The organism is Paenibacillus sp. GQ49 (genome assembly GCF_059759055.1).
The window spans coordinates 51287-77449 of record NZ_JCAXEL010000026.1; the positions used below are offsets into that span (position 1 = coordinate 51287).

Here is a 26163-nt window from a genome sequence, read left to right on the forward strand (position 1 = left end):
TGATGCAATTAATTTATAGAAAGGCAACTTATACGCTTGCTAAGGCTGATGAAGAAGCCCATACTTATCAAAAATTCTTGAACCTCTACTATCACATAAAATGTTGAGTATTCTTCAAGGCTTGTTTGCAGTGTGCAGAATACCGCCTGTTGGCATTTCTCCATTTCCTTGAAGCACTGCATCATAATTCACACCAGGCAGATCATTGTTGCTTTAAACTTCCAACCAAACATCTAGCTGTAAAAATCTTTTACCTCTTTGGGTTGGTTTGCTCCAATTTCGAACCAAGCAACGTGATTAAATTGTGGTTTGTCCATGTCATATTCTCCTTTAATAAAAATTATAGTTTACCATCTGCTAACGTGGTATGTGTATACTGTACTTGTAAATTTGTATATAGTAATTTAAAAAATTTGGTATATCCCATCTTTTCTTTTAAATAATAAGGAGTGTATAACTTAATGGATAATACGGATATTGAGATATTAAAACAGCTGAAAAAAAATTCCAGAATTCGTGAAAATAAGTTAGCCCAATTGGTTCATATGACACCCCCATCGGTTTCTGCAAGAATTAAACAAATGGAGGATAAAAACGTTATAAAAAAATATACAATTGAAGTTGATCCGTCTAAGCTTGGGTATACTCATCAGGTGTTTATCGAGACTGAAATGACGCATCTTAGTCATAAAAGATATTTAGAGTTTATTCAATCCAAACAACAATTTATTCTCCACCATTATAGAATTTCTGGACAAATGAATTATATGATCCAAGGTGGATTTCCTTCTAATGATGAGTTGAATAACTTTTTGGAACTGTTAAATGAATATGCAAATTACAAAGTCCTACACATTATCTCTGAGCTAATTTAATCCAATTAAACAACGAATTTAATGTGATACAAAATAATTTACAAAAAAAGAGCTGATAGGAGGTTATAACAATGCAGGATGAAATGAACTATATTCCAACGCATATCAATGTACAGGGAGCCAATGCGAATAACTTGAAAAATATTAATATTGATATTCCTTTGAATCGTTTAGTTGCAATTACTGGAGTATCAGGTTCAGGCAAATCGTCTTTAGCGATGGACACGATCTATGCTGAAGGAACAAGACGATACTTAAATGCCTTGGCCACGTACACACGGCGCCGTATTAAGCAGGTGGGACGTTCAGATGTGAAAGCAATTAAAAATCTCCCTTCAACGATTGCCTTACGCCAACGACCAGACACACCCGGGATTCGCTCAACAGTGGGAACTCTAACCGAAACCTTGAACATTTTACGGTTGATTTTTTCACGTTTAGGTTCTCATGTTTGTCCAAATGGGCATCGTCTAGAGCCCACACTTCGAGTAGCAGAAGTCATGGATTTCATGGGTACAGACGAAAGAATGGGGATTATTAACTGTCCTACGTGCCAAGTCCCTTTCATGGTCTATGGTGCAGAAAGCTTTGCATTCAATTCAGATGGAGCTTGTTCAACTTGTCAAGGAACGGGAGAAGCAAGAGAAATTCAGTTGAAGAAGATTATTCCAAATCCTGATTTAACTATTAAAGAAGGTGCCGTGGCATCCTGGCGATTACCGGGCAGAACGCATATGCATTTACTAGCGGAACAGCAAGGTGTTCGCTTAGATCTTCCCTTTAAAGAACTAACGGATAAAGAAAAAGAAATTGTACTTCATGGACCAGAAGTAAAGCGAGTCATTGTGGTTCCAACTTCAACTGGGAAATCTTTTGAACTTAATGCCAAGTACGAAAATGCTTTTGTAGCAGTAGAAAACAGCTTTAATACTGCCAAAAATGATAATACCATCGAGCGATTAAATCGGTTTTATGATGTAGGGTGTTGTTCCAGATGTCATGGAACTCGCTATAATCCCGAACTATTCTCGACGCTTATTATGGGCAAAAACATTGCAGAAGTCAGCCAATATGATTTATTACAGCTAGAAGAGTTTTCAGATAAATTAGTTAGCTGGGTACCTGCCGAGATGAAAAATATGGCTGGACAACTTTCAAAAGAGTTGAAAGAACTAATAGATCCAATTGTCGCGCTAGGTCTGGATTATTTAACTTTAGATAGAGCGGGGAATGGCCTCTCAACAGGAGAATTGCAGAGAATTCAACTAGCTCGTACGATTCGCAATCAAATGACAGGGATTTTATATGTTTTGGACGAACCAAGTGTTGGTCTCCATGCAGAAAATGTAAAAGCTTTAATACAGATTATTCGGCAGATTATTAAACAAGGTAATTCAGTTCTCGTCGTTGATCATGATGTTGCCATTTTAGAAGCAGCGGACTATTTGATTGAAATAGGACCTTTATCTGGTGAAGATGGTGGAGAAGTTATCGGTGCAGGAACTCCAGGTGAACTATCTACTAATGATCAGTCGGTTATTGCTGCTTATTTAAATAAATCAGCAGAGGTTGTTGTTCGTAACATTCAAGATGCTAATCAGCTGGATAAGATAATAGTTACAGTTCAAGGTAAAAACAACATCCATGAAGTTCGTGCGGAGTTTGTGTTGAATGGTCTCAATGTTGTGACAGGGATTTCAGGATCAGGGAAGACCACATTAGTATTAGATAGTCTCGTCCCCGCTATGAAAGCCAGATTGGCAAAGGAGAAACTTCCCGACCATGTTGCATTAACAGGCGAAGGAAAGATCAAGCAAGTCGTAGAAATTGACTCAAATCCGATTGGGAAAAATATTCGTTCTACAGTAGCCACTTACTCTAAAATTATGGACAAGCTGCGCAAACTCTTTGAAACGGAAGCGGATCAGACACATGCATTCAAGGCAACTGATTTTTCCTATAATAACAATTCAGGAGCTTGCACTTATTGTGAGGGTACAGGGAGTGTAAATCTAGATATTCAGTACTTACCAGATATTGTTGAAGTCTGTCCACAATGTCAGGGCAAGCGATATAGAGATGAGATATTAGATCTTACTTTGCAAGGAAAGAATATTGCGGAAGTACTGGAATTGACGGTTGCAGAAGCACAATCTTTCTTTAAAAACCAATCCAGCATCTCTAAAACATTGAAAGTTTTAAATGAACTAGGTCTTGGTTATCTACATCTAGGCGAAAGCACGCCAGCACTTTCTGGTGGAGAAGCACAACGATTAAAGCTGACTTACTATTTAGAGAAAAAACAAGCAAACTACTTATTTATCTTTGATGAACCAAGTATTGGATTGCATCCTCGAGATGTTGCTACATTAGTGGGTGTATTAGATAAATTGGTGCAAAGTAAAGCAACAGTAATTGTAATTGAGCATGACTTAGATGTGATCGCTAATGCTGACTATATTGTTGATATGGGGCCAAATGGGGGACGCTATGGAGGTCAATTAATGGCAAATGGTTCTGTAGAACAAATTTGCAGAACAAAATCCAGTGTTACTGGAAAATATATAAAGAATTATCTTACATGAATCAATTATATCGTTCCTACTTTCTTTAGAAAATAAAGTAATTTGGCTGTTTTCCTTTTTTAATAATGTAATGATTTTTTATTAGACGGTAAAATGATAATATAAACCGATTAGATTATTATGAGTGAGCAAGTGGTACTTTGATTCAAATCGGTAAATTACAGAGCTCAAATAACTTGATAAATTTAAAGGAGGATTTTCGATGTATATTACGCAAATCAGGAATGCAACGTTAAAAATAAAGTATGGTAAAAAAATCTTTTTAGTAGATCCTATGCTCTCTAAAAAAGGTGAAATTCCTCCATTTGCACCACCACATGCACCGATGCCTATGTCTGGAAATTTGGAGAGTAATCCTATAACTGAATTGCCAATGTCAGTTAATGAAATTCTAGAAGGCGTGGATGCATTGATTGTAACGCATTTGCATCCAGATCACTGGGATCCTGCGGCAAGTGAACAAATAGATAAACAAATTCCTTTATTTTCGCAAAATGAGGATGATGCAACTACACTTCGTGAGCAAGGGTTTAAGAATGTTTATGTAATAGGTGATAAGACACATTTTGAGGGAATTTCTTTAACTCATACCAATGGAAAACACGCAAGTGTTGACGAGATGCTAGCAATATCAGGTCCTGCTTGCGGTGTTGTCTTTAAGCATGAAAGTGAGAAGACTGTATATTTATTAGGTGATACCGTTTGGTATGACGAAGTGGAGAACAATCTACAAAAATATCAGCCGGATGTTGTAATTATTAACGCAGGTAACAATCAATTTGAAATTGGTGGGCCGTTAATTATGGGGGCAGAAGGTGTACTAAAAGTACATCAAACTCTTCCAGAAGCTGAATTGTTTGCAACCCATATGGAGGCAGTTAATCATGCTTATCTAACACGTAAAGAGTTAAAAGACTTTGCAAAAGAGCACGGATTTGGCGCAAAGTTATCAGTTCCAGAAGATGGGGAAAAATTAGAGTACTAATCCTATAAATAAAGAATATCAGTTGAACAATAGATTAGTTGTGCTTTACCTATTTATGTAGGTGGAGCTTCTTTTCTAATTGATAGACGTGCATCTTAGTGAGCGTATGTGATTAAGGAACAATTAATGCTGTTTAAGCAAACGTACAGAGGTATGTACTTAAGGTAAGAATCTGAGTTAATAGAAAAAAATTTATTAACTTTATTATTGTCGAGGGACAAGAACATATTCCTATTGAAGTCGCTATTTTAGCGGCTTTCTTATTTTATCGGTACAAGTTCCCTAAGGACAAGAACTTGTACCGATTGCCGGGATAGACAAGAACATAGTCCGTTAGCCGATTAGATGTATACCTAACGATGAGCACATGCACTTAAAATCTCATTAAGTACCATAATACATGAAAGTGTTCACATTGTTATGAAACAACAGACACGATGAGAGGTTAAACACGGGTGGCTAGGTATTAAAGCGAAATATCGGACGGAAACTAGCTGTTGAGGACAAGAATCTGTACCGATTACCTTATTGGACAAGAGCAGGTTCCTATTGCCGATTATTAGGCACATATATAATTGGTTATTCGCCCATTAATTCATTTCCGAAATTTGCATACAATCACAGCAGTTTTCGGGTTGGAAGAAAGAACGCGAACCTACCAAGGAAAATGTTATCATAATTCAGTGAAGGAGTAATCTTTGAGGATATGAAATCAGAATACTTTACTATAAGAAATTCGAAAGTAGAGCATTTTATACAAAACCTTGGGAATATGTGGAATACTAACATGCAAAACGATTGAAAGTAAAATCAAAAATGAGTCCGGTGCAATACCGAACCCATATTGAGCAAATTGCCTGGCAAAATAACCGTGTCTAACTTTTAGGGGTCACGTCAAAATTCCGGCTTGTTTTCAGTTTCATAGGTGAGAAGATGAAACGACATGTTTCATTGCAACTTATGCTCGATTCCTCACTTCTCGACTTTTTTCTCCAGTGCAGACGGTTGTTCTTTTCTAGACGTATCCTGGCTCGTCCCAAAGTTAATCGGCGGTATGCCGTTTGCTTGCCAAACCGTTCCTCTACGCTCGTACTCGAATAACTTCTCTACGGCATTCGCAATCTGTGGTCCTACTTCACGCTCAACCAAATACAAGGCAACATCAAGTCCAGAAGTAACACCACCGCCAGTTACCAAACGAGAGCCATCTTCCACGATCCTTGCATCGACGGGAATTGCACCGAGAGCCCCTAACGCACTCATGCCTAACTGATTGGTGACAGCATATCTGTCTTTCAACAATCCATCCATAGCCAGCAGCAATGAACCTCCACACACGGTAGCCACCGTAACTTCCTTATTATTCATAGCTTGTTTCATCATCGTTGTTAATCCCGTATCCTTGGCCTGCCTTAATATGTTGGGAATAGCATCTGAGGTATTCCCCGCTGGCTTCCCCGAAGCGCCAGGAACAACAATAATACCGGAATGATCAGGGTCTAACACATCTTGCGCATCGAGGGCAGGTCCATTCAGCCCGCTCGGCACCGAACGCTTACCTTCTGCAGATACTAATTCTACAGTAACTTTTCCACCAGTGTACATTCCGGCAGCAGCAAATACTTCATATGGCGCTAATGCGTCCAGCAGATCAAACCCATCGAATAATACGATTTGTACATGCACGCTTTTACCCTTGGATGGATCTGGATTCTTGTTTGTTTCTGCGCTTGCTGCGGGGGATAATAGACATAGAACGAGCGTTAACGACGTGAGTAAGCTAAGTATTTTTTTCATCCTGATACCCATTCCTTTCGATTTGTTCTGATGATGATTTCAGGAATAACTAGCAGCAGCGCAATCGAGCCGTAAACGCCGATGGTGTAGCTAGTAGGGTAAACGTACCCGAATCCCTGATGAAACAGGGAAGTAATGAGATGGATCAACATGTTAGTGAAGCAAAAGACGTAACTACGAATCATCCAGTTGCGATGTCGAATGATCCTTTTCCTCTTGATTTGAACGAGCGCCGTAATGGTGATAACCAGCCAGATCATATTCAGCAGATTGAATCCCATACTGCTTATTTTGCCGCCTGTCGCGTAGGGGGCCATATATCCGGAAGTTAGTACAACCAGCAGTACGGATAGGATATATACATAGCCGTTTATGCGATGCAGCCTGCGGCTTCTTTCAAATATTCGATTCGAAAAGTTAATCAGTCCTGATGCCATGGCCACACATGCGAATGCAACATGAATGTACATGACATTAAGCCAAACCGGGAGATTAAGTTCGCGTTTCAGCCCGGTCTTATGGCTTAAAAATCCCGAAGCACCTGGATCGATCCAATAGTTTTTCACCAAAGTGTGTAGTATAAATAGAATGCTGACACAGGCTAGCAATAGATATAACGATTTTCGTTTCTTCATCCATTTGCAACTCCCGAAGCTCCATTTTTCATTTCTGAATACGGTAAAACACGATCGACATACATATCTGGAAGTCAGAGCACGTGTATGCCGCGGATTTTCCTTCTTACGATTAGGCAACCCGATTTCCTGTTAATTTGGATGCAGGCAGGAGGCCGGCTTTAGCGAAACCAACCATGTGATCACCATCGACGACAACTTCAAATTTGAGATTCAAGCGCATGGGTTTCGTGATTCGAAGTGACCAGACCAGCTTGTTATCTTCAAGCAAGGGGTTCATAAACTCAATGGTTTCATCTCCTTGCATCGCCGTGCCGTGAATCATACCGTGTCTTGTCGATATTGAGAGCATGATCTCCAGCTTTCCAACGGGCGTAGCGAGGGTGGTATCCCAATCTCCGTCGAAGACCGATGCTTGTACGGTGTTGCAGTGCAGGGTACGGGGCGTGGGGGTCATCGCTGTTTGGTTCACCACGGTGTTTGGCTCTTCGCTCGTCAATGGTTTATTAACGCTTGGCGTTATCCCGATATTCTTCCAAACCGTGCCTCTTCGTTCGTATTCGAATAACTGCTCTACCGCGTGAGCGATACGAGGCCCAAGTTCACGTTCCACCAGATACAGCGCTACATCGAGTCCTGAGGTTACGCCGCCGCCGGTAACCAGATTGCCGTCGTCCACAACGCGAGCCGAGATGGGAACTGCTCCAGTTGCACCAAGTAAGTCCATGCCCAGATGGTTCGTTACCGCAGGTCTGCCTTCCAAGAGGCCTCCCATGGCAAGCACCAGTGAACCGCCGCAGACTGTAGCGACTATCCTGTCTTTGTGCTGGAGAGCTTGCTCGATCATGCCGGTCAATTCGGTCTCCATGGCACGGCCCAGAATAGCCGGAACCGAATCGGGCCCATCTCCCTCGACGTCGCCGGACGCTCCAGGTACGAAAATGATCCCCGCTCGTTCCGGGTCCAGTCCGCCACTCGCTTCAATCCTCAACCCGTTGATGCCGCTAGGCACGGATCTTGGTCCCTCGGCGGTGACCAATTCTACGTTCAACGCATTTTCAGCATTCATGGCTGCAGCACAGAAGACCTCGTAAGGCGCTATCGCATCCAGAAGGTCAAAGCCGTCAAACAACACAATTTGAACGTTAAGCATCCGTAAATCCTCCTTGTCTCTATTTAGTCAAAAGATCTTTCAGCTTACGATATTCCTTCTCATCAATTTCCCCATTGGCCATCAGAATCATAGCGATGTCATTCTTTTGATGACCATTTTTGTAACGATAACGAATCGGATATACTCGAACTGCATGGAAAGAAAACAGCGTTAGACAAAACAAAGGCCCGAAAGGAAAGAACGAGAAGGCGTTATTTTCCAACCCTATATGTATACCTCCTTTATCATGGTGTGCGGGACGATCACCCGAAGTTGGGGCTGGTCGTGTGCGCAAATAGAAGCATACCAAACGAATATCTCAAACAAAGATGAAAAAAGATCACAAAAGTATAAACAAATCATCACAATACATAAGCTCACGTTAGTTCTTGTTAAAAAAAATGATAAACTAGGAAAGCAAAGGTGGGATAAACATGAGCGTATCAAAGACGATTCTGGTTGTAGACGATGACCTAGATATTGTTGAGCTATTAAGGGATTTTCTAGAGAATGACCACTTTCAAGTGAAAACCGCTTGCGACACCGCCCAAGCGTGGGACATATTTAAGGAAAACTCTGTTGATTGCATTGTTCTTGACATTATGATGCCGGGACAAAATGGATTTGAGTTTTGCCGCCGGATTCGCGGGGAGAGCAATGTACCCATCCTGTTCTTAAGTGCTCGCAGCGATGATGTGGATAAGATTCGGGGCCTTACTCTCGGAGGCGATGATTACATCGTCAAAACCGCTTCGCCGGGTGAGATCGTTGCCAGAGTAAAAGCCGTAATGCGGCGTTCCGCTTCTCCACAACAATTGGATAACAGGGTCTTGGATTACGGCCGCATTAAATTAAACCTGTCCACAAGAGAAGTACTAGTGGATGGAAATAACATCGTGCTCACACCCAGGGAATATGAGCTGCTGCGATTATTTGCCGAACATCCGAGACATGTTTTCTCCTATGAACAATTACTAGCGAAGTTTTGGGATGGGGTGGGCGACAGGCATACAATTCGGGTCCATCTTAGTCGGCTTCGTGAGAAAATCGAAGCTGATCCGAATAAACCGCTATTCCTGGTCAACGTATGGGGAGTAGGGTATCGCTTTGAGGGAGGGTAATATGAGGTCACTCCGCATTCGTACGTTTACTATGCTTTGCTTCTTCTTTATCCTCCTATTGCCGTGGATCTTTTTTGTTACTGCGCACTTTATGGAAACCAAGACACTCAGCTTCGAACAAGGTCGTCTGCAAAACGAGACCCTGCAACGAAATATATCGGAAATGACGGAGCGAATTGAATCGGACACAGACCAATGGTCAGATCCAGACTGGCAAAACCAATTGTATTCCGCGCTTCGTATAGCGAAGATGGATGTGCTCATTCAATCTGCAGAAGATCAGGAAATTTATCGTTCCAATCCTGACCGACGAGGCACTAATTTATCAACTGAGCGATTCTCCGTCATCGAGGACGGCAAGTTGCTGGGAAGGGTTATTCTGTTCTTACCTAAATCCAATCAATTTCAAGTGATGTCGGCTTTTGTCGGGCTGCTGCTTGCGATCTTTGTTGTCGGAATGGAAATGAGGCGATTCGTTCTCAAACCACTCGAGAAAATGGGAAATGCAGCAAGACAAATTGCAAAAGGGGATTGGGATGTTCGGTTACCCATGTCCAGGGTCACTGAAATCGCTGAAGTGCGCGATGGATTCGATGTTATGGTCAAGGGACTTGAGCAGTCCTATCGAAAACAGGCTGAACTGGAAGAGGAACGCCGATTCGTCATTGCGGCTGTTGCGCATGATTTACGGACACCGTTGTTCGCTTTGCGAGGCTATTTGGATGGTCTGGAGCAAGGGATCGCTCAATCTCCGGAGAAAATGGCTCAATATGTGGCGGTTTGCAAGGATAAATCAGCTCAATTGGATCGTTTGGTAGAGGACCTTTTCACTTTTACAAAAATGGAGTATGTAGAGTCGCAACTGCATGATGAAACGGTGGATTTTAACCAGGTCGTCCGGAATTCGATTGATAGTCTGGGTCCTCTGGCTCGGCAGAAAGGAGTTTCCATCTCGTTCCATGTAACGGATTGGTGCATCATCCATGGAGATATGCATTTATTAGAGCGAGCCATGAACAACCTTCTGGATAATGCTGTAAGACACACATCTGCGGGTAGTGAAATCGAAGTCCAATGTAACAAAGTTGGTGATAAGGTTAAGTTTACGATACGCGATACCGGGCCGGGCTTCTCTACGGAAGAACTTGAGCGTGTATTTGAACCCTTATATCGCGGGGAAACATCCAGAAGTCGTTCAACCGGTGGCAGCGGATTAGGCTTAACCATTTCACAAAGAATTGTTAGGCAGCACGGGGGAGAACTTGCCGCAAGCAATCATCCGGAAGGAGGAGCATTGCTTGAAGGATGGTTACCTGCAGCAACCATAGAGCAGGTGGATTCGGATGATATATAGTCGTTTTTATTGCTTGTTGAAAAAGCCGCTGAAGTGCATCTCTTACAAATAGACCCATGGGTTTAACCAATGAGCAAATATCGTGAGCAGGGTGAGTTTGGTCTACTGGATCAACGGGGAGGGGAGACGTATTTAGATCAGGAACGATATGTTCAGCACTGTAAGTATACTTAATAAACTTGTCCGTTAAGGAACTAAGTTCAGCGAATTTTTTTGTTAAAGCAATTATTATAAAATTGTGAATCAAATTATTTTATCGTAGGGACAATAAGACCGATGTGAGTGAAGTAATTTAAAACGCCAAAGCCAACGAAAACAACACCAACAATTATCCACAAATACTTTAGGGTATTCACCAGTTTAGAATTAGGGTTTTCCTTCAAGAAGAATGGGAAGATACAGGCTCCGACACCTGTGATGGCGATCAGTAAAGCTTCAAACATCGGATAATCAGCAAACCAACCTGAAAACGGTTCTTCTGGTGGAGCAGCGAATAATTGAAAACCAACTCCTGCAAAACTAATAGAGATCAAAGCTAGGCCCATGGCTGCTGCAAAATAGGAAAGCGGTCTAAGCAAGTAGGGAAGTTCTGTTTTAGTTTTGCGATTTAAGTAGCCAGGTTAATTAATGTAGTTAGGTGAGTGCACTTATATATAAATTTTCTTTGATATTTTTGAAATCACTAAGTTGTAAGTCTTTCAAACAAAGTATATTCCAGAGGAATCAATGTTTTGTCAGTTGAATGAAGCATGTTCTTTAGAATTAAAAATGCATTCTCTGACTGCTGATCCACAGGATAGTGAATCGTTGTCAGATCCATTAAATTTGCCACCTCTGTATTATCAAATCCTATGATCCCAACGTCCCCTGGAACCGAAAATTTAGACCTCCTTAGTTCAGTAATAAATCCGGCTGCAACCTCATTAAAGCATCTGATCCAGCCTGTATCCAAAACCATGATTGGCCGAATATTTGAAATGATGCTGCCGCGTGGCAGCAAGAAGCTTGGCATGTCCAAAATGAATATGCTTGGTGTTGGTCCAAAAATTATTCGTGGCCTTATGAACTAATAATAATGTTCCGTATTTGGAAGAATTGATAGAGTCCGTCATTGCACAAGGAGCCGAGTTGGTAGCTTGCCAAATGTCCATGGATTTAATGGGGCATTCAGCGTGAAGATTAATAGACCAAGTTACAATTGGTGGTGTCGGTTACTGTCTTGGACAAGCATCCCAAGCGAATCATTACCTATTTATTTAAAGTCAATTCCTACTTTGAGTTAATGAATAAAAACGTTATTAACAGACAAAGAAAACCAAACTTTACTAGAGAAGTTAGAAAGTAAGAGTAAAGATATTGTCAACGACGCAGCGCCGGGCGTATAGGAGCATAGCGCCGTACTGGTCGAAGCGGCTGGTGAGACGTCCGGAGGAACGATTACTATTACTGTCAAGCAGCCATAGGATCCACAGAACAAGACGGTAACGCTAATATACATTGAGCTATAAATTAATCCATCTTGTGCTGATCATGTAAAGCGTTTCAATCGCAAATAGTGATTTTTTTATAATGAAGCTTATTGACTGGGAAGCTCTCAATGGGAAACGGATTGAATCTTGTAGCTAAGGTGAAGTGAATTATATAGATTCTCGAGCAAACGAAAGGCACATATCTTTTGATTCAAAACGCAGTTCTCTCTATATCATTGATTATGTAAATAACAAAAGAGGCGTATTCCTCCTTTGATTATCGAGAAAGGGCTGTCCCAAAAGGCCCTTAAACGGCATATCGGTGAAGAACAATAACACCGATATGCTCAAACGGGACGAAGTAGAATTCAATCCTGCTTTGTCCCCTTTGCGTTTTACCATCATTGCCGCTTTCTTAAGCCGGTTGTGCGCAAGGCAAAGCCACCCGACCTCCAGGCTTACTTTTTGCAAGCAGAGTAGCAGGAATCTCCAGAAACCTCGATTGTTTTTGAATTGCCTAAATACACCCAATTAACTCGCTCATCTGACGAACCGAAAGGGTGTAACCTTTTCGCTGCGAAGTCGTTTCCGCATGGCATTTTTTTCATCATGTAGGTCAGGGACTTGCAATTATAAACTTTAATGATAATATTTACTATAAATTTAATGGTATCTCACAAATAAATACACAAATAATGTCGGATGACAAGAACATTATTTCACATCAAAACCCTGCGAAGATTAAGGCTTTTTTAGGATTTGTGTACAATTGAATTGTCTGATAATGTACAATGGCACAAAGGTACCCTCTTGACTGAAGGTAGGACGATTTAAACCCTGAGCTGACCACACGCAGAAGGATAACCGCTGCGTCCGAGATGGTAGATGTATTGAAATCGACAAAAATCGCGGGCTAAGTACCATTCTAAGTCGCTAAATAGCGGCTTTTTGTTTTAAGAAAAAACATTGTGCCAGTATAGATTAAATTGTTATCTAAAATTCACGCCAAAAGATATTGACACTCAAAATTCATTAGGAAACTGCAGGGCAGTAGTTGAAATCATCTCGCCTATGAACATCACTAACCTTACAAATTGCATTTAGCGCTGTGGCAAGGCTATTTTATGTTTTGATTAATGTCGGATCATAGCAATTACTTTTAAGTATGGTGGATATTATAAATTTAGCTTAGAAACGCAAATGATGTATAATGACTCAGGAACTCTATAATCAACAAAATTAATATAAATTCAAATAGCATAAGCTGAGGTGTACGATGAATCGCTTATTACTCGTAGAAGATGATGAAAATCTGGTGTTTGGTATTCAATATACACTGTCCAATGAAGGATATGAGGTCGTTGTGGCGGGGAACTTGGAAGAAGCCAGACAGGCACTGCAGGCAAAGACGATCGATCTGATTTTGTTGGATGTCACTTTGCCTGATGGATCGGGATATCAACTGTGCAGTGAGATTAGGATAACGTCGCAAGTGCCCATAATCTTTTTGACGGCTTTGGATGAGGAAGCAAACGTGGTCGCAGGGCTTGATCTCGGAGCAGACGACTATGTAACCAAGCCTGTTCGTACCAAAGAACTTATATCACGAATTAAAGCCGTATTACGACGTAACAACAAGGGAAAACAAGAAGCAAGCTTATGGATGTCCGATAGCATCCAGGTGCGTATTTTAGAAGGAACTGTACTCAAAAACAATAGTGAAATTACACTAACGACGCTTGAATACCGACTATTATTGATGTTGATCTCTAATCCGAAGCAGATATGCAGCAGAAGTTCAATTCTGAATCATCTCTGGGATCTCTCGGGCGACTTCATTGATGATAATACGCTCTCTGTCCATATCCGCAGATTAAGAGAGAAAGTCGAAGATATTCCTGCAGCACCACAATATATCGTAACCGTTCGGGGGATCGGGTATAAATGGAATGTGGAAGTTATAGGGAGATGAACATGATCGAAGTTTTGCGAAATCCAGAGTGGAAATCTATCGCCATTAAAGTACTTGCTCTGCAAGTTCTTTTGTCGTTTATGATGTTTTTATACATGCAGCATCAAGTTGATAGCATCAATACAACTATCGTGAATCAGAATAGCGCCCTAATCGGACATTTGTTGATGAAGGATCCCCAGTTGGAGAATGAGGTGATTCACTTTGTTACCCAAGGAGCCCATACCGATGACATCACTGAGGGGCAACGTATCCTTGCACAATACGGATATCAGGCGGGTATGTCTTTAGAAGATCAGCCGGCTCTTTCAGGACTAGCATTACCCTTAAAAACAGCGACTCAAGTATTGTTGTTCCTGATCCCACTCATGGTATTGCTTCTGTGGGAGTATCGTAAATTTTTTGTGAAAGTCAGAACGATTTCCCATGCGGCCGAGCAGGTTGTGGAACAGCAATTTGATAAAAAACTGCCTGAGACGGAGGATGGAGACTTCGGCTCACTTGGCCGGAGCTTCAATGCGATGGCTGAAAGACTAACTAACAGCCTGGAGCTACTCCAGCAGGAAAAAACCTTCTTGCGCAATCTGTTATCCGACATTTCCCACCAACTCAAAACACCCCTGTCTTCTCTGATAGTGTTCAATGAAAATCTGCTGAATGATCCCGGGATGAAAGAAGAAATGAGAATGACGTTTCTGGAACGAAGTCGGCAGCAGCTTGATCGAATGGAATGGCTCATCATCAGCCTGCTCAAGCTGGCACGAGTCGAAGCGGGAGCAATTGGATTTCGTAAAGAAAGGATCGAGCTAAGGGAGATGGTGGAGAGCGCTGTCTATTCACTCCGGACAGTAGCAGACCAGAAGCGGCAAAACATAACCATCCTTGGAAGCGAGAATGCGTTTGTGCAGGCAGATGAAGAATGGCTTAAGGAAGCAGTCATGAATTTGATAAAAAATGCACTCGAACACACCCCGCCAGAGGGGAAGGTTCGAATCCATTTGGAGGAAAACGCACTGTTTGATACAATCATAATTCAGGACAACGGCGAAGGTATACATCCCGATGATATGCCTCATATTTTCAAACGATTCTATAAAGGCAAGAACCATAACAAGCCCAACAGTATAGGGATTGGTCTGGCTTTGACCAAATCGATCATTGAGGAACAACACGGGATCATTACGGTGGAGAGTGTGCCTCAAGAAGGAACGACATTCAGAATTTCGTTTTTCAAAAAAGAGTGGACTTAAGAAGAAGCTTACGAAAATGTAAGCTTCTTCTTCACTTCAACGTAAGCTTCCACACCTATAATGACAATCAAGCAATGTTAATCATACAACTGGAGGTACAACAGGGTGGAAATTTTGAAGACCGAACATTTATGTAAAATATACGGAAGTGCTGAGTCTAGGGTGGAAGCATTGAGAGATGTTAATCTGTCCGTCAATCAAGGAGAATTCGTTGCGATCGTGGGCGCCAGCGGATCTGGCAAAAGCTCATTGCTGCATCTGCTCGGGGGAGTGGATCAACCAACAAGTGGCCAAGTCATTATTGACGGTATGGATCTGTATTCTCAAAGTGAAAATGAACTAGCTGTGTTCAGAAGACGCAAAATCGGTTTTATTTTTCAATCGTATAATCTGATCCCGGTGTTAACTGCGGAAGAAAACATTAAATTGCCGATGCTGCTTGAGAATAAACATGTGGACGAGGGTTATCTTGAGGAATTATTGAGCGTGCTGGGACTCAGCGATCGAAGGCAGCACCTTCCGTCCCAATTATCAGGCGGGCAACAGCAGCGAACTGCAATTGGACGCGCATTAATCAATAAACCATCGATTATTCTGGCGGATGAACCAACCGGCAATCTGGATAGCAAGAACAGTAAAGAGATTGTGGATCTGCTTACCTTCTCCGTCAGAAAATACAATCAAACCTTGATTATGATCACACATGATTTGAATGTGGCCCAGAGAGCGGACCGTGTTGTAAATATAAAAGATGGTACACTCTTGCAGCAAACAGGGGTGAAAGATCGTGAATAAATATACCAGTCTTACCCAAAAATATTTACTAGGGCAGAAAAAAAGATCAATACTAACGATCGTTGGCATTATTTTGTCTGTGACTCTACTTACAGCCATAGGAACCATTGGCCTTAGCTTCAGAGACAAGGTGGTTCGGCAAACCGTTCAAGAGTACGGGGATTACCATGTTTCTTTTAACGGATTACCGGGAGAAGCAGTCTCAAAAGTCGTCAATAACGCATCCGTAGAGAGTGCTGGAATCATTAGCAGAGAAGGTTATTCGGTCATCAGCAAAACGAGTGAGAAAGAAAAGAAGGAAAACCCGTTTGCTGCACCTTATCGGTATTTGAATCTCAAAGGTTATGATGCCGATGCGATGAACATGCTCCAGGTTCAGCTGGATTCGGGCAGACTCCCCAGGAATTCGCATGAAGTTATTCTTTCGACATGGGGCCTGGATCGTTTTGTGACCAAACCAAAGCTTGGAGATTCGATTACCCTGAGTCTGGGAGAACGAACTGTCGCATCAACCGGGGAGATCAAACTTATCCATGGTCTGGGTGATTTTGGCTGGGATCTGGATGAAGGCTTTCGTCCCCAAAAAGAGAGAGAATTCACCATTGTGGGATTTATGAAGACAGGTAGTAACGCTTCGTGGTCTTCCAGCTTCATCTTTCCAGCCATCACGTATGAAGATAATGTGAAAACCGATGCGGATAAAAATTATTTTATTTATGTCAAAATGAAATCGATGAATCAGATTCAGGCAAAGACGGAAGCGATGATATCTTCATTGAAGCTAGAGCAAGTGGATCAAGGCTCTGCCTTAGCGCTGGATAAGGATAATCAATATAAAAATATTCGTGTCGATTATAATAATGAACTGCTTAAGTTGTATGGTAAAAGCACCTATGAAGGTGTAAACCATAGTTTGTTATATGCATTCGCAGCAATCATCATTATTATTATGGGTTGTACGAGTGCAGTGATATATAATACGTTTCATATTTCAGTTCTGGAGCGGGCCTCGCAATTCGGAATGCTGCGGTGCATTGGGGCTACCCCATCACAAATACGTAAATTGGTTCTCAAAGAGGCTACAATACTGAGTCTAATTGGTATTCCTGTTGGATTATTGATGGGAACTGTTTTTATGAAACTTCTGTTTTACAACATCAGCTTTTTGGCGTTGGGATTTCTGAATGATATGCAAATGGTCATCTCCCTACCAATTTTGATCATAGCCGGTGCGTTGGGGTTATTGACTGTTTATCTGTCTGCTATCGGACCTGCGAGACTGGCAGCGAAGGTATCTCCACTTGAGGCGGTGCTTAGCTCGGGAGGCACGAAAGTGGAGAACGTAACATCTGTCCGGAAATCAAAACTGCTGGGGAAACTGTTGGGTATCGAAGGACAGTTTGCTAATCGAAACATCAGGCGGAACAAAAAGCGCTTCCGCATCACTGCCTTTTCCATAGTGGTCAGCATGATTCTATTTATTGTTTTTAGCGGACTAGCTGGTTTGTTGGGGCAACCATCTCAATCAGGTACCAATTATTCCTACTCGGTTATCTATGAAGGACCTTCCAAACGGATCGATGATTCCGTATTTTCTGACATTGTTAAGCTTGATGCAGTTGAACATGCCTATCCGTATTACAATAATCAAGTGATGGCTATCTTTCCGAAAGAAAAAATTAATCCCAAGTATTATGAACTCCGTCCGGGAATGTATTCTGTTGAAGAGGGAGGGGGGTACCGCACAGACAACAATTACCTTGAATCCTATGGAGATAATGGACTCGATGCTCTGAAACCCAGACTAACGGCTGGTAAGATCGACAAAGAGAAGATGAACCGGGAAAATGGCGTTATCGTCAATCAGAAATTAAGTATGATAACAGAGGATGGAAGACAGATTGTTATGGATCAAACCCAACTCAAGGTTGGGGATCACATCAAAGTACGTAGCTTGGAATTGGGCGAGAAGGGCCGTGGTTACACAACACTGACGGTAACAGGAATTGTTGATCAAGGCTTGTTGTCGAGCAGCTATAATGAGAGTGCTATTATTGAATTCATAACGACGCCTGAAGTCGTAGAGAAGGTTACAGGGAACGATACGTACTCCAGAATCTTTATTCTTGCCAAAACCGATATTTCCAACAAACCAATTACGGACTATCTCAAAACCCTGCCCCAAAAAGATGCAGGTTACAGCTACACAGATAAGGTGGAGCAACTTGCCCAAGCCAAAAACGACGCGACAACCGCAAAGATCTTTTTGTATGGTTTTATGGGTGTCATTGTCCTGATTGCGTTCCTGAATATACTTAACACCGTCAGCACCAATCTTATTCTGCGAACCAAAGAATTTGCGGTGCTCAAAGCTATCGGCATGACACAGCGTAATGTAGGGAAAATGATCCTGTTGGAAGGCGTTTTATACGGCCTTTACTCTGCGCTATACGGTAGTATACTCGGAATAGCACTAAGCTATGGGATACATCATCTCTTTAAAGGTGCTTTCGACGTAGGTTGGGCCACTCCATGGTCTAGTGTTGTTCTTGCATGTGCAGGTGCCATAGCAACAACACTCGTTGCTACAGCTTGGCCGATGTATCGATTAAACCAAACAAGTATCGTAGAGGCATTGAGAAAGGAAACGTAAAGAACGGTTAAACTTAATTTAGAAAGATTCGCAGATGATTATAGCCGTTCAAGTAGACTGAACATAATGATATGCTTAGGCCGTGATCGCTTCCCAATACCATAATTGGGAGCGGTCCTATTTTATAAACTTTTTCAGGGAACCCGGGAGAAATAATAAGAGAGATTATGGCCATAAAAGATTACTTAGCTAAGTATTGACTTTAAACAAAAAGATTGTTATTATTTTCACAAGAAAAGAATGTAATACTTTTCACAAAGTAAGAGGAGGAATAGTTATGTTAACTACATTCAAAGCTACCGCTACAAAATTCCCTGAAGGTTTACAGGTCGAGGCTCAATCCAGAGGTTTTAAAATTTTGATGGATGAGCCCCAAGATTTAGGAGGAACGGATAAAGGGATGAATCCGGTCGAAGCGCTATTATGTGCACTTGGGGCATGTCAGTCCATCGTTGCTGCTGCCTTTGCGGATGCGTACAACTTTTCATATGAAGAATTGTATGTTGAGCTTGAAGGAGACTTGGATCCGGATGGATTCATGGGGCTCGCAGATGTAAGAAGCGGATTTCAGGAAATTCGTTTTATAATGCACTTTAAAACAACAGAAAGTCAAGAAAAAGCAGAAGCTTTTGCAACATTCATTGAGAAGACTTGTCCGGTTGGAGACTGCTTGGCCAACGGAGTTAAATTGGTGCAATCCGGGGTAGTTAGACACTAACATATGCGCTAAGAAGGGGTTATCCATCCCTCTCTGGTAGTGAAGGAGCTTGATTTTCATGGAGATAAAAATGTCAATGATTCCTGGAGGAAAAAAAGGAAAAGCCGGGACCATCAATTTCCAACTAGGGGACAAGGTTTCATTCGGAGACTTACTCGTTGAAATTGAAACAGGCAAAGGCAATCGAGAAGTTACAGCGACTGCGGAGGGTACCATCAGCCATATTTTGTTTGAAGAAGGTGGAGAAGTTTCCTCCAATCAAGTGTTGTTCACGTTAGAAACCGCTTTGGAAGACGAGGTATTATCTAAGACGCAGGATAATGAACTCAAACATCCAGTCATGACTAAGAAAGTGGAGCTATTGATTATTGGAGCAGGACCAGGTGGGTATGTATCCGCAATTTATGCAGCCAAAAAGGGAATACAAGTTACATTAATTGAAAAAGAAGAATTGGGCGGCACTTGTTTAAATGTAGGTTGCATCCCGACGAAATCATTGGTTAAATCTGCTGAAATATGTCATCATGTCAAGCAATCATCTTTATTTGGTATTAACACAGGTACGGAACTTCAAGTTGATATGCATCAGATTATTCGTCGTAAAGATGAGATTAAGGCAAAATTAATATCCGGAATTGATTATTTGATGGAAAAGAATGAAATAGAAATCATCCGAGGGCAAGCTTCTTTTTTGACTAAACATGAAGTGAGGATAAACGGGCAGACTAACTACCAAATTTCAGCCAACAATATCATCGTTGCGACAGGCTCCAAAATTTTCAAGGTTAATATCCCTGGCATCGATCTTCCCTTTGTAATGACCAGTACTGATGCGCTTGCATGCACCGAACTACCGAAAAGCATTACGATTATCGGTGGGGGTGTTATCGGTATGGAGTTTGCCTTCATCTATCGTTACTTGGGCGTTGAAGTGCATGTAGTTGAATTTATGGACCGACTATTGACCATGATTGACAGTGATATATCCGAAGAGATCAAGCATTCAGCAGAGCAAGCGGGGATTCATATTCACACGAAATCGAAGGTATCCAAAATCCAGCGTTCTGATGATGGACAAGCGATCGTAAGTTATGAGGATTCCCTAGGGGATCACTTGTTGGTTAGTGAAAAAGTATTGGTAGCTGTTGGAAGAGAACCTAATTTGGATGGTTTGGAGGTTGAACGAGCCGGAATCCAGCTTAACAATAATGGGCGAGGCATTGCCGTGAACGAACATATGTGTACTAACGTTGAGCATATTTATGCGATAGGTGATGTTACGAATATTATGCAACTTGCCCATGTTGCCTCGCATCAAGGTATTACTGCCATCGATTCAATTGTAGGCGAATCGGAAGGAATGCGCTATGGTGCAATCCCGAACGTTATTTTCACATCACCTGAAATAGCCAGTGTAGGATTATTGGAGGATGAATGTAAACAGCAAGGAATGGATTACAGTGTGAGTAAGGTCTCCTTTACCAGCAATGGTAAGGCCTTAACAATGAATGAACCGGAAGGTTTTATTAAATTGATTAAGAATAATCACTCACAAAAAATTGTTGGAGGGGCAATTATTGGTCCCGATGCATCTTCTTTAATCAGTAGCTTAACGCTCGCCATAACAAACGAGCTGACAGAACAACAAATTAAACATACGGTCTTTGCTCACCCAACAACGGGAGAAGTAATTCATGAAGCTGCATTCGGTCTTAGTATCGGTGCGCTCCATCAAGCATGAGGAAACGAATGTAAGTATTCATTTCCTATATGGTGAAATGTTTGCTATCATATAATGAATAGTGGAAAAATACACGGCGATAAAACTGTTGGGATTGGTTGGTGTGTCTATTGTTTAATTTAGAGGATTGCCTTGCATTTGTTACAAACCGTAGTGGGAAATTCTTCGCGGAAGCATTGGAAAAAGAGTTTCGAGCCTACCATATCACCAGGAGTCAGTGGATCGCTATGTATTATATCTATATTCATGAGTCCATTACCCAGCGCGAACTAGCGGAAAAAATGTCAATTAAAGAACCGAGCGTAGTTCGTTTGCTCCAAAAACTGGAGTTGGATGGAATGTTATACCGCTCCACTGCAACTGCTGATAAACGTGTAAAGCAGTTGGAACTTTCTGATAAGGGCGTGAAAATCTGCCTTGATTTAATGCCAATTGCCGAAAAGTTTAAAAATGATACAATTGCTGGAATATCCAAGGACGATCTTGAGACATTCAAACATGTGTTGAATAGTATGGTAGAGAATACTTTGAAATAGCCAAATATAAATGGACCCTTTTGCTTTTTTTATTGGAAGCGACAGGGTCCATTTTTATTTAAATATTCTTAGATTATTGAAAAATAGAAAAAGTCCACTCCTAAGTCACCAATAATGATAATTTAATTCTATATATTGTAAATGTAACTTAACTAAATACATATTTATGAATTGTTATACCATTTATTGATAGATATTAATGTCATTTGATACATATATAATTCACGCTCAAGCTATAATGATGTATCTCAATCATTGGAAGATGATCGTTTAAAAATTGTAATCTAAAGATATTTACAAATTTAATGGACAGGAGTATTGATCAACATGAAGACAGACATCTTAATCTCGCAGGCAGATCCAAATTCTCTTGTTGGAGCAAAACTCAATTTAATGGCAGTTGGAGATATGGCACATTCAATTGTGGGGTCAAGTAATCAAAGCATTACTGATGCGACATTCAGAATGCTATGGAAGTCTAAGAACAATCGATTTAGTCATGAATTTACCTATGAGGCAAAAATCGGTGACAAATCGCTCGGAATGATTACGTGTTTACCATATACCACTCTGCATCAATTGGGCTCATCTACAGCGAAACAACTGTTTTCATACCGAAAACTAGGACTGAAGGAAGGATTCGAAGGGGAGTACCATATTGCAACTCTTGCAGCTATGCCCGAAAGCAGAGGCATGGGTATAGGCTCCCAACTCATTCAACATGCAGAAGAGCAGGCGATTAGACAGGGGTATAACCTAAGTTCCCTTACAGTCAAAAAAGAGAATCATCTCGCTGCCAAACTATACGTCAAACTGGGCTAAGAAATTACATCCGAAGTAGTAAAACCTACTTTATCTTTGTATCGAATGGTCAAAAAACTAAACTGAAAGCCCTAATACGTGTTGGTTCGATCAATGTAACCAATAATTGAAGAAAATTTCTAATCTAAAGTCGCTAATGTAGCGGCTTTTTTTGCATTTAGGTTAACGATTGTCCTTGTCCAGAGTTGAGAGATTCCATTTATACCACTTCGAGAGAGTTGACACAATTCAACTTCAAACGTATAATTCAATTAATCGATTGAATAATTGATAAATTAAGTGAGGGGATTATATTATGGGAGCAGTATCATTAACAAAACAAAATTTTGAATCGAACGTTAACACGGGAGTGACTTTAGTCGATTTCTGGGCACCATGGTGTCCACCTTGTCAAGTGCAACTTCCAATCGTAAATGATCTAGCTGATGATTTGGCTGGGCAAGCAACCATTGCCAAAGTCAATGTAGATGAGGAACTCGAATTGGCACAGCAATTCGGAGTTAGAAGTATTCCAACGCTTCTCTTATTTAAAGATGGCAAATTAGCTGAGACCATGATTGGTGTGAATCAAAAACAAGCTCTTAAAGAAAAAATTCAAGGATTGCTTAATTCAAAATAAGTAAATTGTTAATCTTGTTCTTTAACCTATGTGAAGAGAACGACGGATCAGGATTCATCTGAACCGTCGTTCTTTTCAACATAAGAATTGACAGAATGATAAAGTCAAAACCGTAGAAAGGAGTATTTAAAATGGAAGTTACATGTGCTAAATCAGATATTAAAGAACGTTTATATCAACAATTTGCTCGAATTGGGAAATGTTTATCGAGTGACAAAAGACTTGAGATTATGGATATCTTGTCAAACGGACCGAAATCTGTTGATAGTTTAGCTACTCAAACAGGTATGAGCGTGGCGAATGTATCCCGTCACTTACAGATTTTGCTGGAAGCTAAGCTCGTTAAATTTCACAAAAAGGGTACGTTTGTTATATATAACATCAGTGACTCATCTGTAACACAATTCTTGTCCTCATTGTGGAATATATGCGAGGACAGACTCGCTGACATCAAGCTGATTAAAGATGAACTGGAAGAGCAATATGAAGGAGTTCGTAATATTAGTAAAAACGACCTAATGCTTCGAATGAAGCAAGATAACCTCGTTCTCATAGATCTTCGTCCCGTTGAGGAGTATGAAACATCTCACATTCCAGGTGCTATTTCTGTACCCTTAGAACAGTTAGAAGTATTTCTACAAACATTAAATAAAGATGTAGAACTTGCTGCCTATTGCCGAGGGCCTTTTTGTTCTATTGCATCTCAAGCTGTGAATTATATCCAAGAACAGGGTTTTAGAGCATACCGAATAGAAGAAGGCGTTCACGAGTGGAATGCTTACGGAAGTCCGGTTTCAGCCAAGGCAACCATATGATATATGTCCTTATAATCGTTCTTATACTGATGTACTGGATATATAAATATATCCGCTTCATACGTAACGTAACGGTTTTATCTTTAAAATCAAACCTAATCTTGGTGCCTGATCATACTAAATGCCTCGACATAAGAGATAGTTCTGATTTTGAAAAAGAGCACATTCCAAATTCCATTAATATCTCTATAGGACGATTGCCTTATGTTTGGAGAAAAGAAAATTTGACGCCCGAAGATAGCGTAATTATTCTGACCAATAACTACTTTAAAGGAATAAAAGCTATACGTATTTTACGAAAACAGGAATTTTATGATTTGTATTTATTGGTAGGCACGATAACTCAATTCATTGAATGGAGTCAAAGTCAGCAGAGAAATTCAGAACAATTTTGTAATGAATATGATTGGAGCAGTACCCATATATGTTCCGAATAACATACAGTAAGGCGTGATTTTATGACACATGTCCAAGAAATAACTTCAGTGAATGAAATAGATACGTTTATTCAGAATAATCGACTAAGTATGCTATATGTGTCTCAAGATAATTGTAGCGTATGTCATGCAATTTATCCCAAACTGAAAGAATTGCTTAACCATTATCCAGAAATAAAGCTTGCTCATATCGATGCTAGTCAAGTAGAAGCAGTGGCTGGCAAATTGTTAACTTTTACTGTCCCCACGATTATCTTGTTCTATGACCAAAGGGAGTATCTTCGTGACGGTCGGTTTGTCCAATTTGAGCAATTAAAAGCAAGATTAGATGAGGTTTATAACGCTATATAAAATAAGAAAAAAACAAAGGATGTATATTATTCAATTAATTATTCTTTTTGTACTATACTATTAAAAGTCCCATCATTCTAAACTTTTGGGGTATATTTATGGAGAAGATGAAAGCCATGCATATTCCAGCTGCAGAAGAAAAAATTTAGTTAGTTGAAGTACCAGTTCCGCAACCTGCAGAAGGGCAAGTGTACTCCGATTGATGCTTGCGGCGTATGCAATGGAGACTTGATGGCGATGGGTGGTGCGGCGTCAGCCTATCCTCGTATCCTTGGACATGAAGTGATAGGAATTGTTGATAAGCTTGGAGCAAGCGCATCAAAATAGAATATTGGTGAACATGTTGGCATTGGATGGCATGCGGGACATAGCCAGTTTACCGGATTAACGATGGACGGTGGATATGCGGAGTACATGGTTGCATATGTAGACAGTTTGTCTAGTATCCCAAATGAAATTTCGGTGATGGAAGCTGCTTCACTAATGTGTGCTGGTAAAACAACCTTTAGTGCCATCAAAAATTGTAAAGCTCGTCCTGGTGATCTGGTAGCAATTCAGGGAATTGGTGGGCTAGGACATCTGGCCGTTCAGTTTGAAAGCAAAGCAGGATTCCTCACCTTGGCTATTTCACGAGGAAATAATAAAGAAGCTCTTGCACGGGAACTAGGAGCTCATCACTACATTGATTCGGCCGAAGAAGATCCATCTGAGGCATTGCAAGGATTAGACGGTAACAAAGTTTACCTAGCAACTGCACCTAACGCAAAGGCTGTTTCCTCTTTGATCAACGGGTTGGGTCAAGACGGCGAGCTTATCATTGTGACAACTTCCTCTTATTCATTAGAATTATCAGCAATGGACTTTATGAAGGGACCTGGCACAGTCAAAGGTACGTTAACAGGGGGAGCGGAAGAAATTCAAGCGACGATTAATTTCAGTGTATTGACGGATACTCGTCCTATGATTGAGTCATATCCATTAGATCGTGCTAGCGAAGCTTATGATAAAATGAAGTCACCATCCCTCATTTCCGTGCTGTACTGAATATTTTTGAATAAACGTGTAATCTCCAGTAGAGATCGCACGATTAGCAGAAAAATCGCAATGTTTGAGTAAAACCACTTGTTCAAGTTGAACAAGTGGTTTTTCTTATAAGTTAAAATAGATCCTAAGCTTTAATACAGATACACGTTATGTCGAGTGACGTTTTCTCCCAAAATGGAAAAACCCAACTGCGCAAAGCTGTCATAAGACCAGCTGCCACTTCATCATTAGCACAAAAAATAGCATCAGGTGTATTTTCCTGTAATACCCACCACTCAGCTATCTCCTCACCATCTCTAACAACAGTTTTATCTTCGAAATGAGAAAGGGATACGTCCTGAGTTTGTGCTTTTTTATAAATTCCGAATGGGCACGAATGCGTACCTCTGTATTTAATCCTTTGGACATGGAATATACACTAAGTATTTTTTGATAA

The 26163-nt window shown here is 40.9% G+C and carries 24 protein-coding genes and 2 pseudogenes; 20 read left to right on the forward strand and 6 right to left on the reverse strand.

The genetic code is table 11. The features are described from left to right. Positions 1 to 461: 461 nt before the first annotated feature. From AC6CIF_RS28790 to AC6CIF_RS28800, 3 genes are all read left to right on the forward strand, one after another. On the forward strand, positions 462 to 875 hold the full coding sequence (locus AC6CIF_RS28790) for an Lrp/AsnC family transcriptional regulator (RefSeq protein ID WP_076334219.1): 414 nt from the start codon (positions 462 to 464) through the stop codon (positions 873 to 875). Positions 876 to 946: 71 nt separating this feature from the next. Then, positions 947 to 3460 carry an excinuclease ABC subunit UvrA gene (locus AC6CIF_RS28795; RefSeq protein WP_076334220.1) on the forward strand — a complete coding sequence of 838 codons (2514 nt, stop codon included), beginning with the start codon at positions 947 to 949 and terminating at the stop codon, positions 3458 to 3460. A gap of 202 nt (positions 3461 to 3662) precedes the next feature. After that, a complete protein-coding gene (locus AC6CIF_RS28800) occupies positions 3663 to 4445 on the forward strand; it encodes an MBL fold metallo-hydrolase (RefSeq protein ID WP_076334221.1) in 783 nt (260 codons plus the stop codon). 972 nt (positions 4446 to 5417) lie between these two features. Here AC6CIF_RS28800 and AC6CIF_RS28805 read toward each other — a convergent pair. From AC6CIF_RS28805 to AC6CIF_RS28815, 3 genes are all read right to left on the reverse strand, one after another. Continuing rightward, complete coding sequence (locus AC6CIF_RS28805; RefSeq protein WP_076334222.1) at positions 5418 to 6242, reverse strand: DJ-1/PfpI family protein; 825 nt, start codon at positions 6240 to 6242, stop codon at positions 5418 to 5420. After that, on the reverse strand, positions 6239 to 6877 hold the full coding sequence (locus AC6CIF_RS28810) for a DUF2306 domain-containing protein (RefSeq protein WP_105598975.1): 639 nt from the start codon (positions 6875 to 6877) through the stop codon (positions 6239 to 6241). Before AC6CIF_RS28810 ends, AC6CIF_RS28805 begins: the two co-directional genes overlap by 4 nt. Before the next feature lie 112 nt (positions 6878 to 6989). Further along, positions 6990 to 8030, reverse strand: coding sequence for a DJ-1/PfpI family protein (locus AC6CIF_RS28815; RefSeq protein WP_498202465.1), 1041 nt, complete (start codon positions 8028 to 8030; stop codon positions 6990 to 6992). Between the two features lie 434 nt (positions 8031 to 8464). Here AC6CIF_RS28815 and AC6CIF_RS28820 point away from each other — a divergent pair, with 434 nt between their 5' ends. Both AC6CIF_RS28820 and AC6CIF_RS28825 read left to right on the forward strand, forming a co-directional pair. Next, positions 8465 to 9151, forward strand: a complete 687-nt coding sequence (locus AC6CIF_RS28820; protein ID WP_076334225.1) for a response regulator transcription factor — start codon at positions 8465 to 8467, stop codon at positions 9149 to 9151. A gap of 1 nt (position 9152) precedes the next feature. Beyond that, positions 9153 to 10505, forward strand: coding sequence for a sensor histidine kinase (locus AC6CIF_RS28825; RefSeq protein ID WP_076334226.1), 1353 nt, complete (start codon positions 9153 to 9155; stop codon positions 10503 to 10505). 248 nt (positions 10506 to 10753) lie between these two features. Here the strand turns inward: AC6CIF_RS28825 and AC6CIF_RS28830 are convergent, their stop codons facing one another. Both AC6CIF_RS28830 and AC6CIF_RS28835 read right to left on the reverse strand, forming a co-directional pair. Then, on the reverse strand, positions 10754 to 11083 hold the full coding sequence (locus tag AC6CIF_RS28830) for a DUF981 family protein (protein ID WP_258170177.1): 330 nt from the start codon (positions 11081 to 11083) through the stop codon (positions 10754 to 10756). Positions 11084 to 11187: 104 nt separating this feature from the next. Next, positions 11188 to 11517: a substrate-binding domain-containing protein gene (locus AC6CIF_RS28835; protein ID WP_368483354.1), complete on the reverse strand. Its 330-nt coding sequence runs from the start codon at positions 11515 to 11517 to the stop codon at positions 11188 to 11190. Positions 11518 to 11600: 83 nt separating this feature from the next. On the opposite strand from AC6CIF_RS28835, the gene AC6CIF_RS28840 reads away from it, so the two are divergent. After that, positions 11601 to 11681 carry a DsrE/DsrF/DrsH-like family protein gene (locus AC6CIF_RS28840; protein WP_254848009.1) on the forward strand — a complete coding sequence of 27 codons (81 nt, stop codon included), beginning with the start codon at positions 11601 to 11603 and terminating at the stop codon, positions 11679 to 11681. Positions 11682 to 12379: 698 nt separating this feature from the next. On the opposite strand, the pseudogene AC6CIF_RS28845 reads toward AC6CIF_RS28840, so the two are convergent. Beyond that, positions 12380 to 12565 (reverse strand): annotated as a pseudogene (locus tag AC6CIF_RS28845) (transposase); the annotation flags it as partial. Positions 12566 to 13250: 685 nt separating this feature from the next. Between AC6CIF_RS28845 and AC6CIF_RS28850 the strand changes: the two are divergent. From AC6CIF_RS28850 to AC6CIF_RS28915, 14 genes and pseudogenes are all read left to right on the forward strand, one after another. Continuing rightward, the gene (locus tag AC6CIF_RS28850) at positions 13251 to 13946 is read left to right on the forward strand and encodes a response regulator transcription factor (protein WP_498202467.1); all 696 of its coding nucleotides are present in this window, start codon (positions 13251 to 13253) and stop codon (positions 13944 to 13946) included. Positions 13947 to 13948: 2 nt separating this feature from the next. After that, the gene (locus AC6CIF_RS28855) at positions 13949 to 15196 is read left to right on the forward strand and encodes a HAMP domain-containing sensor histidine kinase (protein WP_181156143.1); all 1248 of its coding nucleotides are present in this window, start codon (positions 13949 to 13951) and stop codon (positions 15194 to 15196) included. 105 nt (positions 15197 to 15301) lie between these two features. Beyond that, positions 15302 to 15991: an ABC transporter ATP-binding protein gene (locus tag AC6CIF_RS28860; RefSeq protein WP_105598978.1), complete on the forward strand. Its 690-nt coding sequence runs from the start codon at positions 15302 to 15304 to the stop codon at positions 15989 to 15991. Then, a complete protein-coding gene (locus AC6CIF_RS28865) occupies positions 15984 to 18644 on the forward strand; it encodes an ABC transporter permease (RefSeq protein WP_105598979.1) in 2661 nt (886 codons plus the stop codon). Before AC6CIF_RS28860 ends, AC6CIF_RS28865 begins: the two co-directional genes overlap by 8 nt. 277 nt (positions 18645 to 18921) lie before the next feature. Next, a complete protein-coding gene (locus AC6CIF_RS28870; protein WP_105598980.1) occupies positions 18922 to 19362 on the forward strand; it encodes an OsmC family protein in 441 nt (146 codons plus the stop codon). Positions 19363 to 19420: 58 nt separating this feature from the next. Next, complete coding sequence (lpdA, locus tag AC6CIF_RS28875; RefSeq protein ID WP_498202468.1) at positions 19421 to 21103, forward strand: dihydrolipoyl dehydrogenase; 1683 nt, start codon at positions 19421 to 19423, stop codon at positions 21101 to 21103. A 101-nt stretch (positions 21104 to 21204) separates the two neighbouring features. Continuing rightward, entirely contained in the window at positions 21205 to 21639 is a 435-nt protein-coding gene (locus AC6CIF_RS28880; RefSeq protein ID WP_498202469.1) for a MarR family winged helix-turn-helix transcriptional regulator, read from the forward strand. A 327-nt stretch (positions 21640 to 21966) separates the two neighbouring features. Then, positions 21967 to 22527: pseudogene (locus AC6CIF_RS28885) on the forward strand (GNAT family N-acetyltransferase). A 229-nt stretch (positions 22528 to 22756) separates the two neighbouring features. Beyond that, positions 22757 to 23080 (forward strand): thioredoxin, encoded by a 324-nt coding sequence (gene trxA, locus AC6CIF_RS28890; protein ID WP_076334302.1) that lies wholly within the window; start codon positions 22757 to 22759, stop codon positions 23078 to 23080. 131 nt (positions 23081 to 23211) lie between these two features. Then, complete coding sequence (locus AC6CIF_RS28895; RefSeq protein ID WP_076334301.1) at positions 23212 to 23895, forward strand: ArsR/SmtB family transcription factor; 684 nt, start codon at positions 23212 to 23214, stop codon at positions 23893 to 23895. A gap of 29 nt (positions 23896 to 23924) precedes the next feature. Beyond that, positions 23925 to 24332 (forward strand): rhodanese-like domain-containing protein, encoded by a 408-nt coding sequence (locus AC6CIF_RS28900; RefSeq protein ID WP_219845139.1) that lies wholly within the window; start codon positions 23925 to 23927, stop codon positions 24330 to 24332. Positions 24333 to 24353: 21 nt separating this feature from the next. After that, positions 24354 to 24683 (forward strand): thioredoxin family protein, encoded by a 330-nt coding sequence (locus AC6CIF_RS28905; RefSeq protein ID WP_076334299.1) that lies wholly within the window; start codon positions 24354 to 24356, stop codon positions 24681 to 24683. 237 nt (positions 24684 to 24920) lie between these two features. Then, on the forward strand, positions 24921 to 25010 hold the full coding sequence (locus AC6CIF_RS28910) for a hypothetical protein (RefSeq protein WP_237175035.1): 90 nt from the start codon (positions 24921 to 24923) through the stop codon (positions 25008 to 25010). 87 nt (positions 25011 to 25097) lie between these two features. Next, positions 25098 to 25727, forward strand: coding sequence for a zinc-binding dehydrogenase (locus AC6CIF_RS28915; protein WP_258171859.1), 630 nt, complete (start codon positions 25098 to 25100; stop codon positions 25725 to 25727). The last annotated feature ends 436 nt before the right edge of the window (positions 25728 to 26163 follow it).